The sequence below is a fragment of the Gordonia sp. NPDC003376 genome (assembly GCF_053589235.1).
Map to the genome: position 1 here is coordinate 44,394 of NZ_JBSFRM010000019.1, position 11,165 is coordinate 55,558.

Genomic DNA, 11,165 nt, shown 5'->3' on the forward strand with positions numbered 1-11,165 from the left:
CGATCAATCGGGATGCATTCGACGCTACACCGCGAAGGGTCGCGGTGATGAGCGTGGGAACTCAATCGAGGACGTCGCGCACGGCGGCCTTGACGAGCTGGGTGTGCAGGGTCACCGACAGCGCGGCGATCTCTCGCACGAGTTCTTCGGCGCGGTCGCGGGCGCCGGTGCCACGTCCCTTGGCGATGGGGCTGGCGATCTGTGCGACCAGGCCCGCCTCGCGGTCGGCCGACACCTTGAACGCCCGCAGGTGCCGGGTCTCCACGCCGTAGGCGGCGAGCGCCGCGGCGGCCTCGACGAGCCGGATGGCGTCTTCGTCGAAGAAGCCGGCGGGTCCCGGGGTGAGCAGACCGTTGCGCTGCAATTCGGTGACGAACGCCGCCTCCACACCGGTGCGTTCGATCAGCGATTCGCGGGACACGCGGTCTCCTCGGGTTCCGAAATCGGTGGCCGGGGCCACGGTGCCGCGTGCCGACGCGAGGAGCCGGGTGTTGCCCGAGGACGTTCCCCCAGCCCCCCCGTCGATGGCGTCGAGTTGTTCTTTGATGACCTTCAGCGGGAGGTAGCGGTCACGTTGTGCGGTCAGCACGAAGCGCAATCGCTCACAGTCGGCGGTGCTGAACCGCCGGTACCCCGAGGGGGCCCGTTCGGGGCTGATCAGGCCTTCGGATTCGAGGAATCGGATCTTGGAGATCGAGATGTCGGGGAACTCCTCGCGCAGCAACGCGAGGACCGATCCGATCGACATCGATCCCTCGCCGCGCTGTCCCGCTGCGGTTGCCGGCACGTTCGTCAGGAACCCGAGGGACCGCTGAGGAACACGAGTCGGAACTTGCCGATCTGGACCTCGTCGCCGTTGCTGAGGTGGGCGGTGTCGACCGGCTCGCGGTTGACGTAGGTGCCGTTGAGGCTGCCCACGTCGACCACCTGGAACTGGTTGTCGGCGACCCGGAACTCGGCGTGCCGACGGCTGACGGTGACGTCGTCGAGGAAGATGTCGCTGTCGGGGTGCCGGCCGGCGGAGGTGGTCGGCTGGTCGAGCAGGAACCGCGAGCCGGCGTTCGGGCCACGCTTGACGACAAGCAATGCCGTTCCGGGCGAGAGTCGCTCGACCCCGGTGTCGGCAGGCTCACTCGAGGTCACCGCGCCCGCGTCGAGTTCGTTGATGAACTCTTCGCGGAAGACCGATGTCGTCTCCACCGGCGCCTCGAAGTCCTTGTCGTTGTCGCTCACTATCTCTCCTTCGTCGTCCGCAGTGCTCTGTCGTGGTGCACGGGTCCCCCACGGTCACGACCGTGGGTCCGTCGGGGTAGTGCGTCGGAGCCGACTCAACGCCACCGGGTTTCACATGGAGACCCCGCGCCGCCGCTCACGATCCAACCTACCGATCGTCGGGCCGTTCCCTGCGGGGAAGGCTCGACGATGACACGCCCTGATCATAACCGTCCGGTCCGTGTCGCCACCCGCGTTGGGGGCCGATTGTGGCTGTGCCGTGAAGCCGTCGTGCCGGTCAGCCCTCGATGACCTGTCGGTATCCGTCGGCGTCGAGCAGATCGGCGAGCTCGGCGTCCAGGACGCCCGGCTCGTCCACCGAGATCTCGACGAGCCAGCCGGCACCGTAGGGCTCCGAGTTGACCAGATCGGGGGTCGATTCCAGTTCGTCGTTGACCGCCGAGATGGTCCCGTTGAGCGGTCCGAAGATGTCGGAGACACTCTTCGTGGACTCGACCTCGGCGAAGGACTCTCCGGCCTCGACGTCGGACCCCACCTCGGGCAGCTGGACGAACACGACGTCGCCCAGGGCGTCCTGGGCGTAGTCGGTGATCCCCACCCGCACCGTGGTCGGCGAGGTGCGGGTCACCCACTCGTGTTCGGGGGTGTAGGTGAGTTCGTGCGGCACGTTGGTCTCTGTCACGGGTGTGCCCCTTTCTGTCGTTCGAGACTCTAGGACATGGATTCCGGTTCAGCCCACCGGCACGCGGGGCACGGGCGGCATGTGACGGATCACCAGAAGCGTCTGGGCCCAATACAACACGAACGACCACACGTACATCCCGACACCCCAGACGAGGAAGGCCCAACCGATCGGATAGCAGATCGTCCCGACGACCGAATCGAGCTGCCCCGCGAGCAGCCACGGGAAAGCACTCATCAGCGCGAAGGTCGCGGCCTTGCCGACGTACAGCACCGGCAACGCGAGCAGGCCGCGGGATCGCAACAGTGGCGCCGTGGCGAACAGCAGGACGTCGCGGGCGATGATCACCCCGATCAGCCACCACGGCACGATGTCCCGCAGTCCGAAGCAGATCGGGATGACGATGACGTAGAGGCGGTCGGCGGCCGGGTCGAGCAACTCGCCGATACGCGACGACTGGTCGAGCAGCCGCGCCAGTTTGCCGTCCAGCCAGTCGGAGACGCCGGAGACGAACAGCACCACGACCGCCCAGCCGTCCGATTTCTCGAAGAGCACCAGCCACACGAAAACCGGGATCAGCGCGAGTCGCATGACGCTCAACGCGTTGGGCACCGTCAGGATTCGGTCGCCGGGCGTGGCGTCCGACGTCCGCTCCGGCGACTGCTCCCCTGCCATGCCCGGTCCGGACATCACCGGAAGATGCCGATGATGCCCTGTAGCGTCTTGGCGCCACCCGACGAGAACAGATTGTCGTGGACCATGTAGGTCCAGGTCTGCGTCGAGCGATGCATGTCGGAGGCACCCAGGTCGATACCGTCCGCGGTGATGGTGGCCTCACGGAAAGTCTTGCGCGACTTCTCGATCGCGCGCTGCGGCAGTTCGCCGAACTCTTCGAGGATCAGCCGGTGGAACTCGTCGAGCGGACTCTCGCGACCGATCGCGCGCAGGTGGATACTGGCCCGGACGTCGGAGACGAAGGACAGGTGGTCGGCCCACTCGCGGTCGAGGTGGTACAGCATGATCTCGCGGGCGACCTGCGCCAGCACGTCGGCGGGCACCGGTTCTACCGGAATCCACTTCTCTTCTGCTGCAACGGTTTCGGCGCCGGTGTCAGCAGCGCCTGTGTCGGCAGCGCTGGTGTCGGCACCACCGGGCCGGGTTCCCTCGGCGTCGCCGTCGGGCTTCGCCCCGTCCGTCTCCGCCGCGTCGCCATCGGGGGCGTCAGAGTCGTTCCGGGACTTGCGTTCCCCGATCAGTTCGGCGTACCGGCCGGCCTCGAGGTCTTTCAGTTCGTCGATCCCCGCGTCGGTGCGCAGCAACTCCATCCGGCGCTTGACGACGATCTCGCGCTGCTGGTTGACCAGCTTGTTGTACCGCCACGTGTTGGCATGCAACTCGAGCATGACACCCTCGGCGACCCGCTGGGCCTGTTCGATCAGGTCGATGCCCTTGGCCCCCATCGATCCATCGGGCGACTGCGACACCGGGTCACGCTTGAACGACAGGTTGCGGGTGACCACAGGGTCCTCGAGGCTGCTGAAGAAGACCGACTGCCCGGGGTCGCCCTGACGACCGGCGCGGCCACGTAACTGGTTGTCGAGGCGCTCGGTGTCGTGACGGCCCGTGCCCACGACGCAGAGCCCGCCGAGTTCGAGGATCTCCTCGCGGGCGGTCTCGTCGTCCGCGGAGCCGCCGAGCCGGATGTCGGTGCCGCGACCGGCCATCTGGGTGGAGACGGTGACCGCGTTCTTCGCGCCGGCCTCGGCGATGATCTTGGCCTCCTCGGCGTCGTTCTTCGCGTTGAGGACGACGCAGGGCACGTCCGCCTTCTCCAGGAAGTAGGCGAGTTCCTCCGACTCGGCGACGTCGTGGGTGCCGATCAGCACCGGCTGCCCGGTCTCGTGCACCTCCTTGACGTAGGCGACGACGGCTTCGACCTTGTTGGCCTTGGTGTCGTAGACGCGGTCGGTCAGGTCCTGGCGGACGTTGGGGGTGTTCGGCGGGATCTGCGAGACACGCAGCTCGTAGAACTGTCGGAGCTGCTCGCCGGCCGCGATCGCGGTGCCGGTCATGCCGCACACGACGGGGTATCGGCCGATCAGTGCCTGCACGGTGATGGTGTCGATCATCTCGCCGCCGTCGGTCTGGGCGAGTCCCTCCTTGAGCTCGACGGCCGCCTGCATGCCGTCGGGCCAGCGCTGCAACTGGGCGACGCGCCCGCGGGAGGCGTTGATCAGGTGTACGCCACCGTCGCGGACGATGTAGTGCACGTCGCGTTCGAGCAGGTGGTGGGCGTGCATCGCGACATTGACATGCACCAGGGTGGTGCCGACGTGTTCCTCGTCGTAGAGGTTGATCCCGCCGAGCTCCTCCTCGACGAAGGCCGCGCCCTCGTCGGTGAGCGAGACGTTGCGACCGTCGACGTCGACGTCGAAATGCTTGTTCTTCATCCGCGACACCACGTCGTGGATGGCCTGGTCGGGGACCTCGGCGTCGGTCGACCCGGCGAGCACCAGCGGGATCAGCGCCTCGTCGACGAGGACCGAATCGGCCTCGTCGATGATCGCGACATCCGGTGTCGGCGAGACGAGTTGGTCCTCCGACAACACCAGCTGGTCACGCAGCACGTCGAAGCCGATCTCGTTGACCGAGCCATAGGTGACGTCACCGACGTAGGCGCGGTTACGCTCGGCGCGCGTGGAATTCTCCGACACCGCCGACACGGTGATCCCGAACGCCGCGAACAGCGGTGCCATCCACTCGGCATCGCGGGTCGCGAGATAGTCGTTGACCGAGATGACGTGCACCTGGTGGCCTTCGAGGACGTGACCGACGGCCGCGATCGCGCCGACGAGCGTCTTGCCCTCGCCGGTGGCCATCTCGACCACGTCACCTTCGAGCATTCGAAGGGCGCCCTGCAGCTGGACGTCGAACGGGCGCAGACCGAGACTGCGGTCGGCCGCCTCGCGGGCAAGCGCCAGGAACTTCGCGCGGTCACCGGCATCGGAACCGATGTCGAGCTTCTCCGCCTCGGACCGGAAGTCGGCCTCGTCGAGTCCGGCTGCCCAGTCGGTATGGGTTCCCGCGTCCTTGATGAGGCCGATCGACTTCGACTGGTTGCGCGAGCTCTGGGCTCCCAGCAACCGCCACATGCTGTTGGTCAGCTTTCCCACCGAGCGCTTCTCCTGACAGTTTGGTTCCGGGACCGAATCGCCTCCACGGTACGCGGCTGCTGCGCACCGGGTGTCCCCGCCGCTAACATCTGGCATACCCGGTCGGCCACCCGAGATGAGGATCGTGATGACCCGTGCCCTGCGCGCCGTGATCGCGGGTGTCCTGATCGCTGCCGGGATCGGATTCGGCGCGTTCAGCGTCTGGTGGATCGCGATGCTGCTGGGCATCCCGCTGATCGTCGGCGGCCTGGTGATCCTGCCCCGCGCCGGACGGACCAGCGGCCTGCCGGTCTTCTCCACCGGAGGCCCCCGTTCCGGTGTCCCGATGCGGGTCACCGCGTTGAACCGCTCCACCCTCGGCGTCGACGACGCACAGCCGACGCTGGTGTCGGCGCGGATCACGCCACCTGACGACACGGCCTACGACACCCGCTGGCTCACCGCGATGACCCGTGTCCGATTCCAGACGACGGTGCAGAACCCGCGCACCCTGCTGCCCGCCGAGGATCTGCCGTCGCGGACCGGTATGCCCCCGGATCTGGCGGCCGGTCCCGGGTGGTCGGCATTTCTCCCCCCACTGATCGCCATCGTGGTCGGTGCCGTGGTGTTGTTCGGAATCCCCGAAACGGTGTGGCGGATCGACACCCCGACCAGCACCTCGACGTCGTCGACCGGCGGCGCGGGCACCGGGTCCGCCGGCAACGAGGGGATGGCGGTACTCGGCCGGCGCCGCGATCGCCTGGTGCGCGCCATCGGCGAGGCCGGACCCGATGCCCAGGCCAACGTCCTCAGCATGACCTTCGACGCGTCCGGCTCCGATCGCGCAGAGATCTACGATCCGACGACCGGTCAATCGATCACCCTGACCGTTCGGGACGGCGGGGAGGTCGACCAGCGCCGTTCCCCCACCACCAAACGGCGCGGCGACACATTCGCGACATCGGTGATCGCGACCACCGACCTGTCCCGGATGGCCGCCACGATGACCGAGCGCACCACCGCGTTCGCGGGAGATGTGGTCTTCGAGGACATGGTCGTCGATCGTCCGGACACCGGCAAGGACGTGCTGATCACCGCCTCCTATCGCAATCCCGAACAGATCACCGAGACACACGACATCCAGGCGACCCCGGCCGGCAAGGTGGCGTCGTTCTTCGACCCGGGCGACTTCGAGGCGGCTTTCGGCGTGTTGCGCACGGCACTCGTCGATGCGGGGGTCCCGCTCGACCGGCCGGCGCTCAATCGTCTGGAGATCCGAGGTCTCGGATCGATGACCCCGACGATGTACGCGGGTGACATCCAGAGCAGCGGCGGCGTGCTCGCCGAATTCGTCACCGATCGCACCAGCGGCGACGTGTCGGTGGTGCCGGGCGCCTTCCCGACCGTCGACCTACGATCCTGGTCTCCCCGTGACCTGTTCGCCTTCACCGACGTCACGCCTGCCGTGTTCGACGAGGTGCGTGACCAGGCGATGCGGCGGGGCGACGTCGAGGAGATCGACCGGTCGGCAGTGGACATCCAGATGACCACCACGTTCCAACGGGACGGCGACCCCGTGATCCAGGTCGCGGTGGGGAGATCCGACGGGTCCGAGGGCACATACAGCCCGACGGGTGTCTTCCTGCGTGACGGAGTGCACTGACCGCGCCGGGACGTGACGCCGGGCGAAGCGTCCGCATCACCGCTCGCGCGGCGCCTCGATCATCCTGCGCGACACCGTCTCCAGTTGTTCGAGCGCACCCGCCGTCGGATGTATCGCTCCGCGATCGACGAGGCCGCCCACGATGTCGCGCACCCGCCCGATGTAGGCGGCCTGCTCCTCCCGGGTGCTGCCACCCTCGGCATGCCGGAACAGCTTGAGCGCGGTCCGCAGCGAATCACGGTCTGGGTCGTCGAGATAGGTGGCACCGAGCCGCCTGCCCTCCGACTCACACACCGCCCATGCGCGCCGCAGTGTGGTCACGGCCTGCCGGTATGCGTCGGCCCGCGCACGGTCACCGGGGTAGGCATCGGTCCGCAGTGCGCCGGCCTCCTCCAGCGCGACCAGGAAGTCCTGCACCGCGGTGCGGGTGACGTCGATGACCGCCGGATAGGTCAACAGCATCGCCGGGTCGAGTTCATACGTTCCGTACTCGCCGAGCACCCCGTCGTGGCGACGCGTCGCCTCCTCCCACAGGCGCCGGGACGCGTCCTCACTTCCCGCCTCGGCCATTCGATCCACGTCGTCGCCCTCGACGACCGTCGTGGCGGTCGTGGCGGCCTCGGGCTCGGTGGCACCGACCGCCGAGGAATCCTTCGCCGGTGACGGTGTTCCGGTGGACTTCGCCCGGCGCGGGGCCGCCGCGCGCAGTACGTCGAGCACCGCCTCGGCGGCCGGGTCGCCGACCGCCACCGCGACGCGCCAGGCCTCCGGTTCCGGTGTGGCGAAGACGAGGTCGGCACACCGCATCCCACGGATCAGCAGATCCTGCGACGATCCGCTTCCCCCCGTGCCGCCGCCCACCGTCGTCGTGGCGGACGCCGTACCCAGTGAGGCCGACACCACGCTGTCGAGGGGACGGCTGACGATGCCCGAGCGCTCGTCACCCACGTACACGTCGGTGTCATCGACGCCCAAGACCACGGCCGGGCGCTTGATGGCCCTGGCAGCAGCCCCGGCGAGCATCGACCCCGACAGCAACACCCCGACCGTGACAGCCGCGGTGGTGCCGGGTACGCCCACCGCACTCAACACGACCAGCACCACCAGGGCGGCGACGGCGAGCAGCATCGCGCCGATCCCGGCGATGCGATGCTGCGGGGTCTGATACTCGGTTCGTGCCATGATCGCGACCATCGCCATCATCATCGCCTATTCCCGGCATGCGGCCACCCGGGACGCTCGGTTACGGTGGTGTCCGTGACCGAGAAGGGAACTCCTTCGACCGTGGCGGCCACCGCGCTGATGGCTGTGATCCTGGTGGCGGTCGGTGTCGCCGTCGCCGCCGTCGTCCTCACCGACGACCCGTCGGGCTCCCCCGATGCCACCGCACCGACACCGCCTCCGATCGGCACGACCTACCGCTCCACCGAGGTCACGGGGGTGGCGATTCCCGGTGACGGACCACTCGAGATCGTCTTCCCCGAGTCCGGTCGCGTGGCCATGACCGCCGGCTGCAACCGGCACATCGGCGAGGTCACCGTCGACGCGACCACGATGGTCTTCGGTGCACTGGCCTCGACGATGATGGCCTGCCCGCCCCCGCACGACCGCGCCGACAGCTGGCTCGCCGACTTCGCCTCCGCACCCATCCGGTGGCATCGCGAGGGCACGTCTCTCACCCTCGAGTCCGCCCGGTCCACCGTGGTCCTGTCCGAGGTCCACTGACGGGTCCACCCACCGCACGCGCACCGTCACCGACGACCCCCGTTCTCGTCCATCCCCGTTCTCGTCCATCCCCGTTCTCGTCCATCCCCTGCCCATCCGATCCCGTCCCCCGATCGAGACAGGAGTCCTCGATGACCCTCACTCCCGCCACCGTGACCGTGACCGGCGCCGCCGGCAGTATCGGCTATGCCTCGCTGTTCCGGATCGCCGCCGGGGCCATGCTCGGCCACGACCGCCCGGTGCGTCTGCGGCTCCTCGAGCTCCCGCAGGCGGTGGCCGCCGCCGAGGGCACCGCGATGGAGCTCGAGGACGGCGCGTTCCCACTGCTGGAGTCGGTCGACATCTTCGACGACGCCCGCGCCGCGTTCGACGGCACCGACTTCGCGCTGCTGATCGGCGCCAAACCTCGCACCAAGGGGATGGAACGCGCAGATCTGCTCGCCGCCAACTCGGCGATCTTCGCGAACCAGGGTTCGATCCTCAACGAGGTGGCCGCCGACGACCTGCGGGTGATCGTGGTGGGCAACCCGGCCAACACGAATGCCGCGGTCGCCGCGGCGAACGCCCCCGACATCCCGGCCGAGCGCTTCACCGCACTGACCCGGCTCGACCACAACCGTGCGATCGCACAGCTGGCCCGGCGCACCGGTACCCCGGTCGGCCGGATCAGTAGGGTGTCGATCTGGGGCAACCATTCGGCCACCCAGTACCCCGACATCTTCCATGCGATCGTCGGCGACACCCAGGGCGCCGAGATCGCCGCCGACCGGACCTGGCTGGTCGACGACTTCATCCCGACCGTCGCCAAGCGCGGTACCGCCATCATCGAGGCGCGCGGGGCGTCGTCGGCGGCCTCCGCGGCCAACGCGACCATCGACCATGTCCACGACTGGGTGCTCGGCACCCCCGACGGCGACTGGACCTCGGTCGCAATGCCGTCGACCGGCGCCTACGGCATCCCGGAGGGCCTGGTCTGCTCGGTGCCGGCACGTGCGGTCGACGGCCGGTGGGACGTGGTGGAGGGTCTGGCGATCAACGAGTTCTCGCGCGGCCGCATCGACGCATCGGTCGCCGAGCTCCGCGCCGAGCTCGACGCGGTGTCGGCACTCGCCGTGTCGTGACACACCTTTCGTGACACACCCGTCCCGCCCCGCCGCGCGCAGGCCCGAGGGGGCATAAGCTTTCGCCCATGGCAAAGAAGGACAAGCCGGGCAGCGGCACCTCGAGCGGGGGCAAGTCCGGTAAGGACAAGTCCGGTAAGGACAAGTCCGGTAAGGACAAGTCCGGTAAGGACAAGGAACGGAAGATCAGCAACAAGGTCTATGAGGCCGAGTTGTTCCGACTCCAGACCGAACTGGTGAAGCTGCAGGAGTGGGTGCGCGAGACGGGCGCCCGCGTCGTGGTGGTCTTCGAGGGTCGCGACGCCGCGGGCAAAGGCGGCACGATCAAGCGGATCAGCGAGTACCTGAGCCCGCGTGTCGCCCGGGTCGCCGCCCTTCCCGCACCCACCGATCGCGAACGGGGTCAGTGGTATTACCAGCGCTATGTCGCGCATCTTCCGGCACCCGGCGAGATCGTCTTGTTCGATCGGTCCTGGTACAACCGTGCCGGAGTCGAGAAGGTGATGGGCTTCTGCACCCCGGAGGAGCACACCCGGTTCCTGCGGCAGACACCCATCTTCGAGCAGATGCTCATCGACGACGGGATCCTGTTGCGCAAGTACTGGTTCTCGGTGTCCGACGACGAGCAGCTCCGCCGATTCCGGTCACGGATGACCGATCCCGTCCGGCAGTGGAAGCTCAGCCCGATGGATCTCGAATCGGTGTACCGCTGGGAGGAGTACTCGCGGGCCAAGGACGAGATGATGGTCCACACCGACACCTCGGCGAGTCCGTGGTACGTCGTCGAATCCGACATCAAGAAGCACGCGCGGCTCAACATGATCTCGCATCTGCTCTCCACCATCGACTATCACGAGGTGGCCCGACCCCAGGTGACGTTGCCCAAACATCCGATCGAGACCGGCAACTACCACCGCCCACCGCGGTCGTTGTCGCGGTACGTCACCGATCACGTCGCCGCCCTGATGGGAGATGTCGGCTGATCGCATGACTGATCGGCACGGGGTCAGCACGGGGATGTGGATCGGTTTCGCAGAGTTCGACTATCTCCTCGGAGATGTGCACTCGCTCAAGCAGAAACGGTCGGTGGTTCGACCCATCGTCGCCGAGATGAAACAGCGGTTCTCGGTGTCGGTATCGGAGGTCTCTCATCGGGATGTGCACCGCCGCACCGGAATCGGGGTGGCCGTGGTATCCGGTGATCGGGCACACGTGGTGGAGGTCCTCGAGGCGATCGAGCGGTTCGCCGCCGGACGCCCCGAGGTGGAGCTGTTATCGGTGCGCAGCCGGGTGATCCGATCCGACGAGGTGAACTGAGGTCCCCCGTCTCGCCCAGTTCGGTTGTGCCCTCGTCACACAGGTCGAGTGTGCACGATGGTTGAGCCGACGAGGAGCGCAGCGACAAGGCGTGTCGAAACCTCGGTTGGCCGACGTCGACAACTGACCACCCCTGAGGTTGGTCACCGACACTGCAATCTCACCAGGCCTCGGCACGGGTCCTCGCCCCAGGGGCTCGGTCCCGGCTCGACCACCCACACCCCGACCAGGAGCGCAGCGACAAGGCGTATCGAAACCTCGGTTGGCCGACG

Annotated in this window: 11 protein-coding genes; 5 read left to right on the top strand and 6 right to left on the bottom strand. The window is 67.9% G+C overall.

Annotated elements, in window-relative coordinates:
- Positions 1 to 61: 61 nt before the first annotated feature.
- The 5 genes from ftsR to secA2 form a co-directional block, all read right to left on the bottom strand.
- Entirely contained in the window at positions 62 to 748 is a 687-nt protein-coding gene (ftsR, locus tag ACWDUA_RS18050; protein WP_449752380.1) for a transcriptional regulator FtsR, read from the bottom strand.
- Positions 749 to 792: 44 nt separating this feature from the next.
- Positions 793 to 1,236: a glycogen accumulation regulator GarA gene (gene garA, locus ACWDUA_RS18055; protein ID WP_449752436.1), complete on the bottom strand. Its 444-nt coding sequence runs from the start codon at positions 1,234 to 1,236 to the stop codon at positions 793 to 795.
- 274 nt (positions 1,237 to 1,510) lie between these two features.
- The gene (gene gcvH, locus ACWDUA_RS18060; RefSeq protein WP_449752381.1) at positions 1,511 to 1,915 is read right to left on the bottom strand and encodes a glycine cleavage system protein GcvH; all 405 of its coding nucleotides are present in this window, start codon (positions 1,913 to 1,915) and stop codon (positions 1,511 to 1,513) included.
- A gap of 48 nt (positions 1,916 to 1,963) precedes the next feature.
- Complete coding sequence (locus tag ACWDUA_RS18065) at positions 1,964 to 2,590, bottom strand: CDP-alcohol phosphatidyltransferase family protein (RefSeq protein WP_449752437.1); 627 nt, start codon at positions 2,588 to 2,590, stop codon at positions 1,964 to 1,966.
- 14 nt (positions 2,591 to 2,604) lie between these two features.
- The gene (secA2, locus tag ACWDUA_RS18070; protein ID WP_449752382.1) at positions 2,605 to 5,088 is read right to left on the bottom strand and encodes an accessory Sec system translocase SecA2; all 2,484 of its coding nucleotides are present in this window, start codon (positions 5,086 to 5,088) and stop codon (positions 2,605 to 2,607) included.
- Between the two features lie 127 nt (positions 5,089 to 5,215).
- Here secA2 and ACWDUA_RS18075 point away from each other — a divergent pair, with 127 nt between their 5' ends.
- Positions 5,216 to 6,730 (top strand): hypothetical protein, encoded by a 1,515-nt coding sequence (locus ACWDUA_RS18075; RefSeq protein WP_449752383.1) that lies wholly within the window; start codon positions 5,216 to 5,218, stop codon positions 6,728 to 6,730.
- Positions 6,731 to 6,766: 36 nt separating this feature from the next.
- Here ACWDUA_RS18075 and ACWDUA_RS18080 read toward each other — a convergent pair whose 3' ends face one another.
- On the bottom strand, positions 6,767 to 7,912 hold the full coding sequence (locus tag ACWDUA_RS18080; protein ID WP_449752384.1) for a hypothetical protein: 1,146 nt from the start codon (positions 7,910 to 7,912) through the stop codon (positions 6,767 to 6,769).
- 75 nt (positions 7,913 to 7,987) lie between these two features.
- Between ACWDUA_RS18080 and ACWDUA_RS18085 the strand changes: the two genes are divergently transcribed.
- From ACWDUA_RS18085 to ACWDUA_RS18100, 4 genes are all read left to right on the top strand, one after another.
- Entirely contained in the window at positions 7,988 to 8,455 is a 468-nt protein-coding gene (locus tag ACWDUA_RS18085) for an META domain-containing protein (RefSeq protein ID WP_449752385.1), read from the top strand.
- A gap of 131 nt (positions 8,456 to 8,586) precedes the next feature.
- Positions 8,587 to 9,576: a malate dehydrogenase gene (locus ACWDUA_RS18090; protein ID WP_449752386.1), complete on the top strand. Its 990-nt coding sequence runs from the start codon at positions 8,587 to 8,589 to the stop codon at positions 9,574 to 9,576.
- A 68-nt stretch (positions 9,577 to 9,644) separates the two neighbouring features.
- Positions 9,645 to 10,559: a polyphosphate kinase 2 gene (gene ppk2 / locus ACWDUA_RS18095; protein WP_449752387.1), complete on the top strand. Its 915-nt coding sequence runs from the start codon at positions 9,645 to 9,647 to the stop codon at positions 10,557 to 10,559.
- Between the two features lie 34 nt (positions 10,560 to 10,593).
- Complete coding sequence (locus tag ACWDUA_RS18100; protein ID WP_449752438.1) at positions 10,594 to 10,893, top strand: DUF503 domain-containing protein; 300 nt, start codon at positions 10,594 to 10,596, stop codon at positions 10,891 to 10,893.
- Positions 10,894 to 11,165 lie beyond the last annotated feature (272 nt).

Bases quoted from the DNA above. Each gene is read 5' to 3' on its own strand.
- ACWDUA_RS18075 (WP_449752383.1), top strand. From the start codon at position 5,216: ATGACCCGTGCCCTGCGCGCCGTGATCGCGGGTGTCCTGATCGCTGCC.
- ACWDUA_RS18065 (WP_449752437.1), bottom strand. From the start codon at position 2,590: ATGGCAGGGGAGCAGTCGCCGGAGCGGACGTCGGACGCCACGCCCGGC.
- ACWDUA_RS18100 (WP_449752438.1), top strand. From the start codon at position 10,594: ATGTGGATCGGTTTCGCAGAGTTCGACTATCTCCTCGGAGATGTGCAC.
- ftsR (WP_449752380.1), bottom strand. From the start codon at position 748: ATGTCGATCGGATCGGTCCTCGCGTTGCTGCGCGAGGAGTTCCCCGAC.
- ppk2 (WP_449752387.1), top strand. From the start codon at position 9,645: ATGGCAAAGAAGGACAAGCCGGGCAGCGGCACCTCGAGCGGGGGCAAG.
- ACWDUA_RS18090 (WP_449752386.1), top strand. From the start codon at position 8,587: ATGACCCTCACTCCCGCCACCGTGACCGTGACCGGCGCCGCCGGCAGT.
- ACWDUA_RS18080 (WP_449752384.1), bottom strand. From the start codon at position 7,912: ATGGCACGAACCGAGTATCAGACCCCGCAGCATCGCATCGCCGGGATC.